This window comes from Chitinophaga vietnamensis (assembly GCF_902167635.1).
GTDB lineage: Bacteria > Bacteroidota > Bacteroidia > Chitinophagales > Chitinophagaceae > Chitinophaga > Chitinophaga vietnamensis.
In genome coordinates this window covers 80,956-99,446 of the sequence record NZ_CABHMS010000006.1, presented here as the reverse complement: position 1 = coordinate 99,446, position 18,491 = coordinate 80,956, and the positions used below count along the sequence as shown (strand labels likewise).

Annotated in this window: 12 protein-coding genes; 10 read left to right on the top strand and 2 right to left on the bottom strand. The window is 49.2% G+C overall.

Going from position 1 to position 18,491, the window contains the following annotated elements; translation table 11 throughout:
* Positions 1-38 precede the first annotated feature (38 nt).
* The 3 genes from FPG75_RS16890 (at position 39) to FPG75_RS16880 (ending at position 2,359) form a co-directional block, all read left to right on the top strand.
* Entirely contained in the window at positions 39-743 is a 705-nt protein-coding gene (locus FPG75_RS16890) for a LuxR C-terminal-related transcriptional regulator (protein WP_143308080.1), read from the top strand.
* Between the two features lie 293 nt (positions 744-1,036).
* Positions 1,037-1,246 (top strand): C2 domain-containing protein, encoded by a 210-nt coding sequence (locus FPG75_RS16885; RefSeq protein WP_143308078.1) that lies wholly within the window; start codon positions 1,037-1,039, stop codon positions 1,244-1,246.
* A 180-nt stretch (positions 1,247-1,426) separates the two neighbouring features.
* Entirely contained in the window at positions 1,427-2,359 is a 933-nt protein-coding gene (locus FPG75_RS16880) for an SPFH domain-containing protein (protein ID WP_143308076.1), read from the top strand.
* 48 nt (positions 2,360-2,407) lie between these two features.
* Here the strand turns inward: FPG75_RS16880 and FPG75_RS16875 are convergent, their stop codons facing one another.
* Both FPG75_RS16875 and ligA read right to left on the bottom strand, forming a co-directional pair.
* Positions 2,408-2,827, bottom strand: coding sequence for a nucleoside deaminase (locus FPG75_RS16875; RefSeq protein WP_262712059.1), 420 nt, complete (start codon positions 2,825-2,827; stop codon positions 2,408-2,410).
* Positions 2,828-2,837: 10 nt separating this feature from the next.
* On the bottom strand, positions 2,838-4,958 hold the full coding sequence (ligA, locus tag FPG75_RS16870) for an NAD-dependent DNA ligase LigA (protein ID WP_143308072.1): 2,121 nt from the start codon (positions 4,956-4,958) through the stop codon (positions 2,838-2,840).
* A 175-nt stretch (positions 4,959-5,133) separates the two neighbouring features.
* On the opposite strand from ligA, the gene FPG75_RS16865 reads away from it, so the two are divergent.
* From FPG75_RS16865 to FPG75_RS16835, 7 genes are all read left to right on the top strand, one after another.
* A complete protein-coding gene (locus FPG75_RS16865; RefSeq protein ID WP_236652817.1) occupies positions 5,134-5,844 on the top strand; it encodes an NUDIX hydrolase in 711 nt (236 codons plus the stop codon).
* Between the two features lie 600 nt (positions 5,845-6,444).
* The gene (locus tag FPG75_RS16860) at positions 6,445-9,843 is read left to right on the top strand and encodes a methylmalonyl-CoA mutase family protein (RefSeq protein WP_143308070.1); all 3,399 of its coding nucleotides are present in this window, start codon (positions 6,445-6,447) and stop codon (positions 9,841-9,843) included.
* Between the two features lie 157 nt (positions 9,844-10,000).
* Positions 10,001-12,430: a bifunctional YncE family protein/alkaline phosphatase family protein gene (locus FPG75_RS16855; RefSeq protein WP_143308068.1), complete on the top strand. Its 2,430-nt coding sequence runs from the start codon at positions 10,001-10,003 to the stop codon at positions 12,428-12,430.
* A gap of 64 nt (positions 12,431-12,494) precedes the next feature.
* Complete coding sequence (locus FPG75_RS16850) at positions 12,495-13,925, top strand: glycoside hydrolase family 125 protein (protein WP_143308066.1); 1,431 nt, start codon at positions 12,495-12,497, stop codon at positions 13,923-13,925.
* 68 nt (positions 13,926-13,993) lie between these two features.
* On the top strand, positions 13,994-15,775 hold the full coding sequence (locus tag FPG75_RS16845; RefSeq protein WP_143308064.1) for a MutS-related protein: 1,782 nt from the start codon (positions 13,994-13,996) through the stop codon (positions 15,773-15,775).
* Between the two features lie 72 nt (positions 15,776-15,847).
* Complete coding sequence (locus FPG75_RS16840) at positions 15,848-16,930, top strand: PA0069 family radical SAM protein (protein ID WP_143308062.1); 1,083 nt, start codon at positions 15,848-15,850, stop codon at positions 16,928-16,930.
* Positions 16,931-17,141: 211 nt separating this feature from the next.
* Positions 17,142-17,987: a hypothetical protein gene (locus FPG75_RS16835; RefSeq protein ID WP_143308060.1), complete on the top strand. Its 846-nt coding sequence runs from the start codon at positions 17,142-17,144 to the stop codon at positions 17,985-17,987.
* The last annotated feature ends 504 nt before the right edge of the window (positions 17,988-18,491 follow it).

The following is an 18,491-nucleotide window of genomic DNA, read 5'->3' as shown; positions in this document are numbered from 1 at the left end:
GTCAGTTGTTTACCTATTGTTTGTTTAAAACGTTTAGTATGCAGAACGGCTCGGATACAGGGCAAAATTATTCCCTCACTACCATCCAGAAAGAAAATGAGCAACTACAGCAACGCGTACAATGGTTGGAGAGCATCCTTCATCATGTGCCTGCCATGCTCTACACCTACGATAACAGCAAGAAAACGGTCACCTGGTGTAACCAGGGACTGGCAGAAACAGTGGGTTATTCGCCGGAAGAAATGAAGGGGATGGGCATGGAGTTCTTTAAGCACATCATGCACCCGGATGATTTCAAACTGGCCACGGTGGCGCAGCAATCTTTCAACAATAACAAGCGGCAATTCGGCGGCGTGGCGCGCATAAGGAAGCGTGGCGAGTCGGAATACCGTTGGTTGCTGGGCCTGGAGGTGCCCTTCACCCGCGATGAAAATGGGCAGGTGGTGGAGATTATCTGCGCTTTCCTCGATCTCACCGGCGCTATCGATACCAATGCCGCGCTCAGCGAAGCCCTGGTAGAAATACTGCGCCGCCAGAACGAGAACCTGCTCAACAAACTCACTGCACGCGAAAAAGATGTACTGGCACTCGCTGTTCAAGGCATGAATAATAAAGAGATCGCCGGCTCCCTTAACCTGAGCCGGTATACTGTCGAAACACACCGCAAAAATATCCGCCTGAAACTGAAAGTCCGTAATACCTCCGAGTTAGTGGCCATCGCCCGCAAGATCGGATTTCAATAAATCGTATGTTAAAATAACATCAGATTATAAGATAATCTTATCAACCAATCCATCCTCTTTTTTGCTTGCATATCTGCAAAAAAAATTTAATTTGTACCATATTTTTTTGAGAACCAGCTGGTAGCGTATTCAAAAGCAGGGGGTTATGTTGCTAAATTTTGCTAAAAATTCCCAAAAAATACCCAAGCTTGGGTATTTGCTCGCTTTTGAATCTCCACTAATTTAGTGAATCATTATGACGCATGTTTTTTAAACACCTGACATGATTATTGGCTGAAACACCCCCTATCACTATGATAACCGAGGAACGAGCATTTTATATTTTGCAACTGGACCAGACTGCCACTGCTGAAGAAATTGTGGCGCGCTATGAAAGCCTGAAAACTCAGTACAGGAAGATCAAGGACGAAACAGAGGACCTGAGAACACGGCTTGCATATCAATTGAAACAGATTGAACTGGATGATGTTTTTATATTTTTCAGAAGAAAACAAAGGATCTGATTAAGCTTTTTTTATTATTCATTCGTTGTCTTTTTAAGCTCAGCTTTTCGTCCATTGTTTGTCTTCACACAAACAGCACCCTCAAACTACAACTAGCGCAAAGGCCCGGCCGGCGGCCATTACCCCATGTGCATTATTTCCTTATATTTATGAGATCAAACCCTGCCTAAATAATTAGATATGAATATCGTCTATGTAGCTTTACTGGCCATCGCCGCCATCGTGGTGTTATCCTCGTTCGTAACGGTACAACAAGGAACAATCGCCGTTACCACCATCTTTGGAAAGTATAATCGCGTGCTGTTCCCTGGCCTTAACTTCAAAATTCCCGTGATCGAAAAGGTCTTCAAAAGAATCTCCATACAGAACAGGTCTGTAGAACTTGAATTCCAGGCCATCACCGTGGATCAGGCCAATGTATATTTCAAGGCCATGTTATTATACGCCGTATGGAACCAGGAAGAAGAAACGATCAAGAATGTTGCCTTCAAATTCATGGATGAAAGAAGTTTTATGCAGGCGCTGGTGCGCACCATCGAAGGCTCCATCCGCGGTTTTGTGGCCATGAAAAGACAATCGGAAGTACTGGGACTCCGCAGGGATATTACCGAGCACGTAAAAGAACAGATTGATAAAACACTGGAGGAGTGGGGCTTTCACCTGCTCGACCTGCAGATGAACGACATCACTTTTGATGAAGCCATCATGAAATCCATGGCGCAGGTAGTGGCTTCCAACAACCTCAAAGCCGCCGCAGAGAACGAAGGACAGGCACTGCTCATCACTAAAACAAAAGCGGCAGAAGCAGATGGTAACGCCATCAAAATCGCTGCAGAGGCCGAACGCCAGGCAGCGCAGCTGCGTGGTATGGGCGTGGCCCTCTTCCGCGAAGAAGTAGCTAAAGGTATGACCATGGCCGCCAAAGAGATGCAGCAAGCCAATCTCGATACCTCTGTGATCCTCTTCTCCATGTGGACAGAAGCCATCAAACACTTTGCTGAAAACTCAAAAGGCAATGTCATCTTCCTCGATGGCTCCGCCGAAGGAATGGAACACACCATGAAGCAGATGATGGGCATGAACAAACTAACGGATGCCCGGAACGCCAAATAAGGATAAAGCCTTTGAAGCGCTCAAAGCGCTTCAAGGGCTTATCCGCTTTTATCTCCTGCTTTCAAAAAAAGTTTTCATCAACGCAAGACTTTCCTCTTTACACGGCCCCTCTTCCAGCTTTGTTTTCGGATGAAAGGGAGAACGATCGCCCGTAGAGCGGCGATAGCTGTTCTTGTCATCCGCCGCTGCATATACAATGCGGCCTATCTTGCTCCAATAGAGTGCGCCGGCGCACATCAGGCAAGGCTCCACGGTGACATATAATGTGGCTTCCATCAGGTATTTGCTGCCAAGCGTATTGAAGGCAGACGTGAGTGCGATCATTTCTGCATGTGCGGTGCAATCATTCAGCTTTTCCACCAGGTTGTAGCCACGGCCAATGATCCGGTTGTTTAATACCACCACTGCGCCGATAGGTACTTCGCCATCGTCAAATGCTTTGCGCGCCTCAATGAGCGCCTGCTTCATAAAATAAAGATCATCCATTGTTATCTCCTTTCACCATTTCGAGAAATTCATCTTCCGTCAATATCCTGATGGTATTGATCTTCTTCGCTTTTTCCAGTTTGCTGCCGGCATCTTCTCCTACGATCAGGTAGTTGAGTTTGCTGCTTACGCCGCTGAGTATCTTGCCGCCTTGTTGTTCTACCATCTCTTCTGCATCACTGCGTTTGAGTTTGGCAAGTGTGCCGGTGAACAGGAAGGTTTGTCCGCTGAGGCCACCGGAGGCTGCTGCGCTGCTTTTCGTGTTTTCCATGTTCACGCCCAGTGCTGCCAGCTGTTGCAGCATGTGGATGTTGTCTTTATTACTGAAGAATTGTTTGATGGAGCCGGCCACTTTCGGGCCGATATCTTCCAGCGCCAATATCTGTTCTTCTGAAAAATGTTGCAGGTCCATGATGTTGGAAACCGCGTTTGCCAAGGTTTTGGCAGTGGTTTCACCTACATAGCGGATGCCCAGGCCAAAGATCAAACGATGCAATGGCTGCGTTTTGGATTGTGCTATTGCTGATTGAAGATTGCTCAGTGATTTCTTGCCAAAGCCTTCCAGCTCGCCGATCTTATCAAAATCCAACTGATAGATGCCGGGAATATCATGCATCAATCCAAGTGAGTAGAACTTGCGCACATTGCTTTCGCCGAAACTCTTGATGTCCATAGCATCCTTGCTCACAAAGTGGATCATACGTTCCACCACTTGTGCTTCGCAGTTGATATTGATACAGCGCCAAACGCTTTCGCCTTCGGGCTTGAAGAGTTTATCCTTGCAAACGGGGCAGTGGGTAGGGAATACGATATCTTTTTCGGCGCCATTGCGCAGATCCGCCACTGATTTTACGATGTAAGGGATTACATCGCCGGCTCTTTCCACGAGAACGGTATCGCCCAGTTTCAGGTCTTTTTCGCGTATCACTTCTTCGTTGAAGAGAGAGATGGAAGATACGGTAACGCCGCCGATGTGCACCGGGTCTATCTTCGCCACCGGTGTGATGGAGCCGGTACGGCCCACCTGGAATTCTACGGTACGCAGCTTGCTGGTGGCCTGTCTTGCCTTGAATTTATAAGCAATGGCCCAGCGCGGGTGGTGGGTGGTCATGCCCAGTTTATCTTGCAGGGCATAGTCATTTACCTTGATCACCATGCCATCGATCTCGTAGGGGAGGTTGTCGCGTTCCTGTTCGAACCACAGGCAATAGTCGATCACGGCCTGTACGCCTTTTACCACTTTCTTTTCTTTGGCCGGGCTGCGGAAACCCAGTGTGGACAAGAGGTCCAGCGTGCCGCTATGCGTTTTGATGGCATCCGGTTCTTCTTTGCCACGTTCCATGGTGTGGTAACTCATGTGATAGAGGAAGGCTTCCAGTCCGCGTTTGGCTACTTCGTTGGGGTCTACCATGCGCAGCGAGCCGGAGGCTGCATTGCGTGGATTGGCTAGTGGTGGCTGGTTTTCAGCGATCCTTTTTTCGTTGAAGGCTTTGAAAGTATTTTTGTTGATCAGCACTTCTCCGCGTATTTCAATCTGATGAATGCCGTATTTGGAGAAGCCTGCCGACAGCGGGATGGAGCGTATCTGGCGGATATTGGTTGTGATATCTTCGCCGGCAACGCCATCGCCGCGGGTGGCGCCACGGGTGAGCATATCATTTTCGTAGATGAGGGAGATGCTGGCGCCATCGAATTTTGGTTCAATGCAATATTCAATTTCCGGCAAACCGGCAGCCTCACGGGCTTTACGGTCCCAATCTATCAGGTCGTCGGCATTATAAGAGTTCTCCAGGCTCAGCATGGGCACGAGGTGTTGCACGGTGGGGAACTCTTTGGTAAGGCCTTTGGCTACACGTTGGGTGGGCGAGTCGGCGCTTACCAGGTGCGGGTTTTCAGCTTCGAGTTTTTTGAGCCAGGCAAACAGCTGGTCGTATTCATAGTCGCTGAGCACCGGGTCACTTTGTACATAGTAACGCCAATCGTTATACGCAATCACGCGGCGCAGCGCCTCCATGGTTTCGTCGGCATTGTTGAGCAGCTTTTGCTGCTCAAGGCGCTGTAGCAGGTCTTTTGCTGTTTGCGCCAGGGTTATTTCTATTTCCTTTGTGTACATAATCTTGAAACTGAAGCGTAAATTTAAAGTTATCTTTCTGTATCGGAAGAGCGGCCAGGCAAAGCGCCAAAAATTTCATACAAAAATTGCTGAAATGTGGTAATTTTTTCTTTCATTTGAAAAAAGCAGAACCTTTTTATTGTAATTCCACGTCTTCTATCATATGATGTCTCCAATGTCCACCAAGAACATCAATACGCATCTTATTGAAATAAAGGATTATTTCAAGGTCGCCATTTCGGTCGACTGTGTGATCTTCGGTTTTAATAACGATGAACTCAAGGTATTGTTGATTGAATCCGATCTGAAGGAATATAAAGGCAAATGGTCTTTGCTCGGCGATATCGTCCGGCCGGATGAAGAGCTGGACGAGGCTGCTTACCGGGTGCTGAAAGCCCGTACAGGACTGGATAACGTGTATATGGAGCAGGTGCAAACTTTCGGTGCTATCAACCGTCACCCTGCGGGGCGTGTGATCACGGTGGCTTATTATTCCCTTGTGAATATCGCGCATGTAGAGCTGAAGATGCACAACAACGAGTTGCACTGGCATCCTGTGAAAGAGCTGCACCAGATGGCATTTGACCACAAGCAGATACTGGATACCTGCCATGAGCGCCTGAAGCAGCAGGTGATGGTACAGCCTGTAGGCTTCAATCTGTTGCCGAAGAAATTTTCACTGCGCGAACTGCAAAACCTGTATGAGGCTATCCTGGATGTAGCGCTGGATCGCCGCAATTTCCGCAAGAAGTTCCTCTCAATGGATCTGTTGATGGACCTGAATGAAGAAGAGGAGGACGTACCTCACCGTCCGGCCAGGCTGTACAAGTTCAATTTCGACAAGTACGAGCAGCGTAAAAAGCGTTATCTGGGCATTGGCTTCTAGATAATATTTTTTTGCCTGTAAATGTAATTTCTCCCACGTTTCCCGTTAATATCTTTCTCCTTTCAAAGACTTTGCTGGCAAGGTTTAGAGGGCTTTATGCCTTCACGCGTGTTCATATCGGATTAAATTTTGTGAAAAGCGAAAAAAAAGTTTGTTTTTAACAAAAATTTAATTAAGATTGTGTAAGATATACACATCCTAGGAACATATCTTATTTGATAAAAAAATCACGAGTCAGAGACGAAATTTGTTGTGCCGTTTCAAAGTATGTAGAGCTTACTTCCTTTTATCAAGTATACTAATTCAGACGATTTAAAGTTTTCAATAATTGATTTTCTAATTCCACGTTATGAAACAAAGAGACTGCCGGGTATTTCTGCCAGTTGTCTTGCATTTTACTTTCCCTTGTGCAGCTATGCACAAGGGAAAGTTGTTTTAGGGAATTACTAAGTCCTTGAATGATCAGTTAAAAATTTTGCAACGTAAATCCGTCCTTGTTCAATCTATTCTAAATCTCTTTAAACCCTTGCTGTTACGGCAGTTCAGCCGGTTTTTCCGTAACTTGCATGTTTGGGAAAAACCTCGAACAAAAGTTATTATATGTCTTATACACCACAAAACAAGGTTCGTATCGTAACAGCAGCGGCGTTATTCGATGGGCACGATGCCGCCATCAATATCATGCGGCGTATCATGCAGGCAAAGGGAGCTGAAGTGATACATCTCGGGCATAACCGTTCAGCGGCAGAGATTGTGGACTGCGCCATCCAGGAAGATGCGCAAGGTATTGCCGTTACCTCTTACCAGGGCGGACACGTGGAGTTTTTCAAATACATGTATGACCTGCTGAAAGAAAAAGGCTGCGGTCATATCAAGATATTCGGCGGCGGTGGCGGCACCATCCTGCCGGCAGAGATAGCAGAGCTGCATGCCTATGGCATCGCAAGGCTCTATTCGCCTGACGACGGCCGCCAGATGGGCCTCGAAGGCATGATCGAAGACCTCATCCGGCAATGCGATATCGCCGTGAAGCCGCTTCCGGCGGGCGCTTCAGAAGAAGATATTCCACAACTTAAAAAAGACAGGAATCCGAAAGTGATCGCCAGGGCGATCAGCCTTGCAGAAAACGACCTGCCCGTGGCCATGCTCAAAAGCGTGAAAGCCAGCAAAGCCGTGACAGTAGATGCAGAAGCAGGCGCGCACATCACTCCTACCAATGGCCCCGTAACGGCGCCGGTATTGGGCATCACCGGCACCGGCGGTGCAGGTAAGAGCAGCGTAACCGATGAACTGGTGCGCCGTTATCTCAGCCATTTCACCGATAAAACCGTGGCCGTGATCTCTGTGGACCCTTCCAAAAAGAAGACAGGCGGCGCCTTGCTGGGCGATCGTATCCGCATGAACTCCATTCATCATCCCAGGGCGTACATGCGTTCGCTCGCCACCCGCGAAAGCGATAAAGCCATCAGCGAACATATCCAGGAAGCGATCGATATCTGCAAACTGGCCGCCTTCGATTTTATCATCCTCGAAACATCCGGTATCGGCCAGAGCGATACTGCCATCACCGATTACTGCGATGTATCGCTGTATGTGATGACCCCTGAATATGGCGCTGCATCACAGCTGGAGAAGATCAACATGCTCGACTATGCCGATGTAATTGCCATCAACAAATTTGATAAAGCCGGCGCCCTCGATGCCCTGCACGATGTGCGCAAGCAATATAAACGCAACCACAACCTCTGGAACGCCAAAGAAGACGAGCTGCCGGTGGTTGGCACCATCGCTTCACAGTTCAATGATGCAGGCATTAACCTCTTGTTTGAGCGAGTGATGGAGAAGGTAGAAGAGAAAGATGGCGTCAGTTTCGGGCCGCTGCAACATGAAAGCCTGAAATCTACTACCACTAAATCGCAGATCATTCCGCCGGCGCGCGTGCGTTATCTCGCCGAAATATCTGAAGCCATTGACGATTACAGTAAATGGGTAGATGAACAATGCAAACTGGCTACTCAATTGTACCAGGTGCAGGGCGTGATAGCGTTCGATCCTTCCAAAACCGCTACCCTGGCGGATATCAAAGCACATACCGAGAAAGCGCTGCACCCGGAATGCAAGCAGCTCATCGACAGCTGGCCGGCGCTGGTGAAAAAATATGAAGCCGATTTCTACGAGTTCCAGGTACGCGACAAAGTGATCAAATTACCTTTGTTCTCCGAAAGCCTCAGCCACAGCCGCATTCCGAAGGTGAGCCTGCCCAAGTACAAAGATTGGGGCGATATCCTCCGTTGGCAGCTTACTGAAAACCTGCCCGGCGAATTTCCTTATGCAGCGGGCGTTTTCCCGCTCAAGCGCGAAGGAGAAGACCCTACCCGCATGTTTGCCGGCGAAGGCGGCCCCGAAAGAACGAACAAACGTTTCCACTATGTATCGCTCGACCAACCGGCGAAACGCTTGTCCACCGCCTTCGACAGCGTTACCCTATATGGTGAAGACCCCGCCGTTCGTCCGGATATCTATGGCAAGATCGGTAACTCCGGCGTGAGCATCGCCACCGTGGATGATGCCAAGAAACTATACAGCGGCTTCGACCTCTGCGATCCGAAAACATCGGTATCCATGACCATCAATGGCCCGGCGCCCATACTGCTGGCCTTTTTCATGAATGCCGCCATCGATCAGCAATGCGAGCAATATATCAAAGCGAACGGCCTTACAGATAAAGTAAGCGCTATCATCAAAGAGAAATTCAAAGATCATCCGTTGCCACATTATAATGGCGACCTGCCTGCGGGCAATGATGGCCTGGGGCTGCAGCTGCTGGGCATCTCCGGAGAAGAAGTGCTGGACAAAGAAGTGTATGAAAAGATCAAAGCCCATGCGCTCAGCACGGTGCGCGGCACCGTACAGGCAGATATCCTCAAAGAAGACCAGGCGCAGAATACCTGCATCTTCTCCACGGAATTTGCTTTGAAACTGATGGGCGACGTACAGGATTATTTCATCAAACAGAAAGTGCGGAACTTCTATTCGGTGAGCATCTCCGGTTATCATATCGCGGAAGCCGGCGCCAATCCCATCACGCAGCTGGCGTTCACCCTGGCCAACGGTTTCACCTACGTAGAGTATTACCTGAGCCGCGGTATGCATATCGATGATTTCGCCCCGAACCTCTCTTTCTTCTTCAGCAATGGCATGGACCCGGAATACGCAGTGATAGGGCGTGTAGCTCGCCGCATCTGGGCCAAAGCCATCAAATATAAATACAAGGGCAACGACCGTTCGCAGAAACTGAAATACCATATCCAGACCAGCGGCCGCAGCCTGCACGCACAGGAGATCGACTTCAACGATATCCGTACCACCTTGCAGGCGCTGTACGCGATCTATGATAACTGTAATTCGCTGCACACCAACGCTTACGATGAAGCCATTACCACGCCAACCGAAGAAAGCGTGCGCAGGGCCATGGCCATACAGCTGATCATCAACCGCGAACTGGGCACCGCTAAAAACGAAAACCCGGTGCAAGGCTCCTTCTTCATCGAAGAACTCACCGACCTCGTGGAAGAGGCCGTACTGGCGGAGTTTAACCGCATCACTGAAAGAGGCGGCGTATTGGGCGCGATGGAAAGAATGTACCAACGCAACAAGATACAAGAGGAAAGCCTTTACTATGAATCGCTCAAACATACCGGCGAGTTCCCGATCGTAGGAGTGAACACTTTCCTGAACAAAAATGGTTCTCCCACCGTCATCCCCGCAGAAGTGATCCGCTCTACCACCGAAGAGAAAGAGTTCCAGATCAAGACGCTGCAAGCCTTCCACGAGCGTCACCTGAACAAGAGCAATGCCGCCCTGAAGCAGCTGCAACAAGTAGCTGTGAACAACGGCAACCTCTTTGCAGAACTGATGGACACCGTGAAACATTGCTCCCTCGGACAAATTACCCACGCTTTATACGAAGTAGGCGGACAATACAGAAGGAACATGTAATCTGTAATATCAAAAACTGAATAAAGCAAGAAAGCCCCAAAAGGGGCTTTCTTGCTTTATTCAGTTTTTGATATTAAATTACTATTACTATTCATGAACAACCTGTGCTCGCTGCCGCAGGCTTTTTACTTTTACCGCTTCATCATTGGTGTTTCTTATGAAAAATTTTTTTTTCGGTTTGGCTATGGTCGCCTGTTTGCAGGTACATGCACAAACTACAGACACAGTTGCCAAGCGCATCCTGTTACCTAATGGTTGGTCTCTTACGCCGGTGGGCCATTCCCTGCAATTGGGCGATCTGCCGCTGAACGTAGCGGTGTCTCCATCGGAGAAATTGCTGGCCGTTACCAATAATGGTCAAAGTAAACACACCATTCAACTGCTGGATGCCTCTAAAGAATCCATACTGGATGAAGTGAATATTCCCAAAGCCTGGCTGGGACTCGCTTTCAGCAAAGACGAAAAAAGCCTCTACGCTTCCGGCGCCAACGATAACGTGATCTGGCGCTACGATATCAGCGACCGGAAACTGCTATTGAAAGATAGTATCCGTCTCGGATTGGGATGGCCCAAAGAAAAAATATGCCCTACCGGTATGGCGATCGATTACTCACGTAACCGCCTATACGTAGTTACGAAAGAGAATAACAGCCTGTATGTAATAGACCTGAGCAATAATAGTATCATCAAACGTATCCCGCTGGAGGCAGAAGCCTACACCTGCCTGCTGGCAAAAGATAACAGCCGCCTGTATATTTCATTATGGGGTGGCGATGCCGTAGCGGTGTATGATATTGCGGGAGATAATATTGTAGGTAAGATCAATGTAGGTAGTCATCCTAATGAAATGATCTTGTCGAAGAACGGCAAATATCTCTATGTGGCCAATGCGAATGAGAACTCCGTATCCATCATCAATACAGCTAAACAGCAGGTGATCGAAACGCTGCAAACCGCGCTGTATCCTGATGCGCCCGCAGGCTCTACTACCAATGGTCTTGCTTTATCTGCCAACAACGAGAGATTATATATCGCCAATGCAGATAATAACTGCCTGGCAGTATTTGATGTGAAAACACCCGGCAAGAGCCGCTCAGAGGGCTTTATACCGGTAGGATGGTATCCCACTTGTGTGCGTGTAATAGGTAAGAAAGTGTTTGTAGCCAATGGCAAAGGCTTTACTTCCATGGCCAATCCTGAAGGACCTAACCCGGTTAGCCGCAAGGATGCCAGCGGATCGCACGAGGCCAATACCCGTAAAGATAAACCGGTACAATATATCGCCGGCCTGTTCAAAGGCACCTTGTCTATCTTCAAAGAACCCGGCGAAGCCTTGCTGGGCAAGTATTCCAGGCTGGTATATGAAAATACGCCTTATACCAAGGAGAAGGAAAAACAGGCGGCAGGAGAGGAAGGCAATCCCATCCCGCGTGCTGCTGGTCAATCATCTCCGATCAAATATGTATTCTATATCATCAAAGAAAACCGTACCTACGACCAGGTGCTGGGCGATATCAAAGAAGGTAATGGCGATAGCTCCCTGTGTATTTTCCCGGATCGCGTTACGCCCAATTTGCACCAGCTGGCACGTGATTATGTATTGTTAGATAATTTCTATGTAGATGCCGAAGTAAGCGCTGATGGCCATAACTGGAGCATGGCAGCATACGCCACCGACTATGTGGAGAAGACTTGGCCCACCAGCTATGGTGGCCGTGGCGGTACCTATGATTATGAAGGCAGCCGCAAGGTGGCTTATCCCAAGAAAGGATTTATCTGGGACTATTGTCAGCGTGCGGGCGTGTCATACCGCACCTATGGCGAGTTTGCAGGTAAAACAAAAGCTAATCTGAAGTCGCTGGAAAATAATTTCTGCAAAGGCTATCCTGATTTCGATCTGAACATACAGGACATCTACCGTCAGGGAGTTTGGCAGCATGATTTTGATTCTTTGCTGGCAGCCGATGCAGTGCCTCATTTTAATACGATCCGTTTGGGGAATGACCATACCAGCGGTATGCGCAAAGGAGCTTACTCTCCTTACGCTGCTGTTGCGGATAATGACCTGGCCGTTGGCCGCCTGGTGGAGTATCTGTCGCACAGCCGCATCTGGAAAGAGAGCGCTATCTTCATCCTCGAAGATGATGCGCAGAATGGCCCTGATCATGTGGATGCGCACCGTTCTACCGCTTATGTGATCAGCCCTTATATCAAGCGTAAATCGGTTAATCATAACATGTATTCTACCTCCGGCATGCTGCGTACCATGGAGCTGATCCTGGGCCTGCCGCCGATGAGCCAGTACGATGCGGCTGCAACGCCCATGTGGGAGTTGTTCTCCGCTACGCCCGATCTCACGCCTTATGCTGCACGTCCGGCCAATATAGATATCAACGAGCGCAATACCGCCTGGAATGAGAGCGCTCGCCGTTCCGCTGCTTTCGACCTTGCGCATGAAGATCGCGTACCCGATCTTGAACTCAACCAAATCGTGTGGAAGGCCGTCCATGGCGAACATGCCGTGATGCCCGCCCCTCGCAGAAGCGCTTTCGTGAAGCTCCAGGCCAAGGAAGAGGAGGACGACTGATAAATCGATTAAGCAAATCCCGGAAACTTTTATATTTTACAGTTTCTTAAACGCAAAAAACTGTATGGTTGCAAGGAGAGATTTTATCAGGAACAGCGCCCTGCTGGCGGGAGCTGTGGGGCTGGGATTGCCCAAAACGGTATTGGGATGGGATGGCTATAACTCGCAACGCCCACCGCTGGCCAAACGCAAGTTCACCAGCGAGGCTGTAGAGAAAACGATCGTCAATGTAAAAAAACAGATCGCCGACAATAAGCTGGCGTGGATGTTCGAGAACTGTTTCCCGAATACACTCGATACAACGGTAAATTTCAAGACCCTCGACGGCAAGCCCGACACCTTCGTGATCACCGGGGATATCAATGCCATGTGGCTGCGCGATTCATCTGCACAGGTATGGCCTTACCTTCCACTGATCAAAGAAGATGAAAAGCTCCGCCAGATGGTAGCTGGTGTGGTTAATCGTCAAACCAGGTGCATCCTCATCGATCCTTACGCCAACGCCTTTAACGACGGGCCCACCGGCAGTGAATGGGAAAAGGATCTCACTGATATGAAACCCGAACTGCACGAACGCAAATGGGAGATCGACTCACTCTGCTACACGGTGCGCCTGGCTTACAACTATTGGAAACACGGCGGTGATACCGGCGTGTTCGATGATAAATACCGGCAAGCTGCACACCTGATCGTGAAAACGTTCAAGGAACAGCAGCGCAAGGAGGGCAAAGGGCCATACAAATTCCAGCGTGTCACCGCCTGGCAGTCGGACACAGTGCCTAATTCCGGCTATGGTGCGCCCATGCTGCCGGTTGGCCTCATCGTATCTATCTTCCGCCCTTCAGATGATGCTACGGTATTCCCTTTCCTCATCCCGTCCAACATGTTTGCAGTGGTATCATTGCGGCAGCTGGCCGAGATCAGCGAAACGTTCTATAAAGATGCGGCCTTCGCTAAAGAGTGCCTCGCGCTGGCGGATGAAGTGGATCGCGCCATCAAAGCCTACGCGATCGTGGAACACCCGAAACTGGGCAACATGTACGGTTTTGAAGTAGATGGTTTTGGTAACCGCCTCTTCATCGATGATACCAATGTGCCCAGCCTGCTCTCTATTCCCTACCTGGGCTATACTACGGCGGAAGACCCGCTGTACCAGGCTTCCAGGCATTTTGTGTGGAGCACTTTCCATCCCTGGTATTATCAGGGTAAGTATGGAGATGGAGTTGGTAGTCCGCATACCGGAGAGAATTATATCTGGCCAATGAGCATTATTATGAAAGCCTTGACCAGCCACGATAAAGAAGAAATTGCCGCTTGTATCCGCACGCTGCGTAATACTGATGGCAATACCGGCTTTATCCACGAATCTTATCAGAAAGATGATCCCGGCAAATTTACCCGCAAGTGGTTTGCATGGGCCAATACGCTCTTCGGCGAATTGATCCTCAAAGTGAGCCAGGAATATCCTGAGCTGCTGAAGCGTCAGTACGCATAAAGAAGAAATTATTAAAAGCCCTTGAAGCGCTTTACGCGCTTCAAGGGCTTTTTTGTTAACTTGTGTTTATGATGCCCGCCAATACTTACCAGCAAAGGATAGCAGCCTTCCAGACAGCCATCGCGAAAGAGAAAAAATTTACGTCTACCTTGTCGTGGGCGCGCCTGTTCAGCTTTATTGTAGCGCTGTACGCTGCGGTGGAATATTTCCGGCACGAGCGGAACCCGCTCTGGTTGCCACTTGTAGCGATCGGCCTGGTGGCCTTCGGATGGCTGCTGAAAAAGTATACCCGCGCGCAGCGGCAGCTGGAACTGCTGAAAACCTTGCTGGAGCTGAATGAGAAAGAGCTCAAACTGGTGACTGCCAACATCGCGGATTTCGATGATGGTAATATATACGTAGATGACCGGCATGATTTCACGGGCGATCTGGATGTGTTTGGTTCTTCTTCGCTCTATCAATATATTAACAGAACCGGTACGCTTTCCGGCAGCAAGCTGTTGGCAGAGCGCTTCCGTAACCCTTTACAGGATGTTGCCGCGATTGAAGATACGCAGGCTGCGCTGCAAGTGCTTACTCCCGAATTGGATTTCCGCCAGTACCTGAGCGCCAATGCTTTGCTGGCAAAGGAAGACGGTCAGGATCGCCGGGAGATAGGCCTGTGGCTGCAAATGCCGCAGCATTTCTTCGGTAAGCGTTCCTGGGAGATTGCCCGCTGGCTATGCCCGGCGCTGGCAGTGGCCATGATTTTCGTATATGCGTTTACGGGAGCCTACTACCCGCTGGTGCTGGTGCTGCTGGTGAACTGGTGCATCCTGCTCAGTTGTCAGAAAAAAGTATTGGAACAGCATTCATTGATGGCGCGCAAAGAAAGCATCCTCGACAAGCTCGATGTGTTGCTGCAATCTATTATACAGATGAATGTGGGCGAATCCAAATTGCTGAAAGAGCAGCAGGCTATTGCCGCCGGCGCCGATACCGCTTTGCGGCAGCTGGCGCGCATCAGCGGCGCCCTTGATCAGCGCCTGAACTTGCTGGTGGGCTTTGTGCTGAACTCCATCCTTTTATATGATGTGCATTGTATGGTTAATTTAGAGAGATGGAAAAGCCGTCACCGCGATCAGATGAACAGCTGGTTTGAAGTGATCGCCATCATGGAGGTATGGAACAGCTTTGCCACATTCGCTTTTAATCATCCGGGATATAACTATCCGAAGCCTGTTGGCGGCAAGCTGTTGCTGGAAGCGACTGTGCTGGGCCATCCATTGATCCCGGAGGCCGAATGTATCCGGAACAACGGCGCCGTGGGCGCCAATGCCAGCTTCCTCATCATCACCGGATCTAATATGTCGGGTAAAAGTACGTTCCTGCGCAGCGTTGGCGCTAACCTGCTGCTGGCGATGTGCGGTGCGCCGGTTTGCGCTGCCAGCTTTACTTTCAGCCCTATGCGCATCATGACATCCATGCGTATCAAAGATTCTATTGCCAGTCATACTTCCTATTTCCAGGCAGAGCTGCTGCGCCTGCAACATATCATACAGCAATTGAAAGCGGGCGTACCTATTTTTATTTTGCTGGATGAGATATTGAAGGGCACCAATTCAGAAGACAAGCTCTCCGGCTCCCGCAGTCTGATCGAGCATTTCCTGGCCTATCAATGCCTGGGCATGATCGCCACGCACGACCTGGAACTGGGCCAGCTGGAAACTGCCTACCCCGCCCGTGTTCGCAACTATTGCTTTGAAAGCACGATCCGCGATAATCATCTCTTCTTCGACTACCGCATCCGTGAAGGCATCGCCCGTAACAAGAATGCCACCTTCCTGATGAAACAAATGGAAATCATCTAAATCTCAAATCCGGAAATTTAAAAAGCCTCAAATTCCTAAATATTTTAGTATCTTTACTAAAAATATTAGTTCATGACTTTGCCGTTCCAGGAAGATGCGCCTGAAAATCCCTATTACAAAGGGCGCGGGGCGCAGATCAATCCTAAGAATAAGTACCTCAAAGGGGAATATGTGCAGGAGCACGCAGAAGGGATCGATGAGTGGTGGCAGGCGGATGTACCCACGCAGGTATTTGAGGAGCATGCGAAAACCATCGTCAACAAGGTGGATAGCCCCGATGTGGGCATGTGGTACTCTATGAACCCTTACCAGGGCTGTGAGCATGGCTGTATTTATTGCTATGCCCGCAATGCTCACCAGTACTGGGGTTTGAGCGCCGGTCTCGATTTTGAACGCAAGATCATCGTGAAGCACAATGCGCCGGAGCTGTTGCGCAAGTTCCTCGATAACAAGAACTGGGTACCCAAACCGATTTCCCTGTCGGGCAATACAGACTGCTACCAGCCGGTAGAGCGCAAGATGTGGCTTACCCGCCAGCTGCTCGAAGTGGCGCTGGAATACAAGCAGCCTGTAGGTATCATCACCAAAAACTCGTTGGTGCTGCGCGATCGCTATATCCTCCAACAGATGGCGCAGGACCAACTGGTATGCGTATACGTTTCCATCACCACCATGGATGAGAGCCTGCGCCTCAAAATGGAGCCCCGCACCACCACCGCAGCGCAGCGCCTCAAAATAGTAAAGGAGTTGAGCGAACTCGGTATACCCGTTGGCGTTATGACCGCTCCCATGATCCCCGGCCTCAACGATCATGAGCTGCCCCGGCTGCTGGAAGCCGCTGCTGCCAACGGCGCTAAATTCGCCGGCTATACCGTGGTGCGCCTCAATGATGCGGTGAAGGTGATCTTTAAAGACTGGCTCTATAAGAATTTCCCCGACCGCGCCGATAAGGTATGGCACCACATTGAAAGCATGCATGCCGGCCAGGTGAACGACAGCGAATACGGACGGCGCATGCGCGGCGAAGGCAATATCGCCGAAATGATCCGGCAACAGTTCCGCATCCACACCAAAAAGAATGGATTGAATATGGAACGCTTCGAGTTTAACTGCGATTCGTTCCGCCGCCCTTCCTCGCAATTGAGCCTTTTTTAGCAGATCAAAAGCCGTATATTCGTTAGCGTTAAAACAATATCTCTGTACATGAAAAAGCTTTTTTACCATTGCTTGTATAGCCCTGGCTGGCACTGCATCTGCCCAAACAACCGTCGTATGGGGCGATTACGGCAGCAGAACCGAAGTAAGGAACGACGCGGGCATCAAAGGCGATACGGTGCGCTCAGGTTTCTATCAAACCAATGCCCCTGTGAATTACCCCAACGGCGCCGTCAACGGCTGGTGGCACCTGCTGGATGTCAGGCATACCAATCCACTGAATAATTATGCGATGCAGATTGCCGGTGCTTTCTCGGATCAGCAGCTGTATTTCCGCAAAACCAATAATGATGGCACTACTGGCTGGTCCAGGTTCATTGCCGAGAATGGGGGAAAGGTGGGTATACGAACTGTTAACCCTCAGGCAGCATTGCAGATCGGCGATTCCGCCACCAGCAATCAAAATCAGGTCGTGATCCCTGGCGTATACAATTTTGAAAGAGTGGCCCTGGGGCAAACCGGTAATGGCAACGCAGCACTGGAATTTGTGAACCATTCCTCCAGCACGCAGTCCTATGGCGTGAAGATAGGCACCAATGTAGACGTTTATTATGGCGGGCTTTTTATTACCACGGCGCCAACAACGTCTTCCTATGGTACGCTGGCTTATAATACCATTCCGGCGGTTTTCGTAGGCACGGATAATTGTGTGGGCATCAACACCAATAAGCCCAATGGCTATAAACTGGCTGTGGGCGGCAGTATGATCGCAGAAAGAGTAAAGGTAAAACTGCAAAGCGCCTGGCCTGATTATGTGTTCCATCCGGATTATGAATTGCCTTCCCTGCAGGAAACAGCAGCTTATATCCACCGGCACGGCCATCTTCCGGAGGTGCCTGCCGCCGCTACAGTGGCCAGGGACGGCCTTGATATAGGGGATATGAATGCTACGCTCCTCAAAAAAGTAGAAGAGCTGACCCTGCATCTTTTGAAGCAGGAAGAGAAAATCAGGCAACTGGAAGATCAACTCAACACACTAAAAAAGTCATCGAGATAAAATAATTGTTAACTCCACAAAAAAAGTAGGGTATTTTTTTATGTTGGATAAAAAATAAAATTTACCTTTGTTGCATTAACAAACAAAACATAACTGTGCAACTTTCATCAACATATAAAATTTCAGCGATGGCATGCAAGCAAAAGCAGGTCCAGAGCAGGATGCGGGCACGTTGCACCGATTGTTAACGACAGAAAGTTATCAAACGATATAAACAAAGGTCCCGCACAAAAAATGCGGGACCTTTTGCTTTAGAAGCAGTTAGAAATGATGACATTGAAAGAATTTCAAGCGATAACTGTAATACATCAATACGCTAACCGAAAGGATATGCGTAAACAGGATGGCTTTGCCTTGAAAAAGCCAGACGGACCTCGTATGCAATAATGATTCGTTTACATTATTAAAACGCCTGGCTCGTCAACGCGGCCGGGCGTTTTTTTTATCCGGCATAAAAATGGCATACAAACAATTTTTTTAGAACGTTATGTACTTCGACCCGGT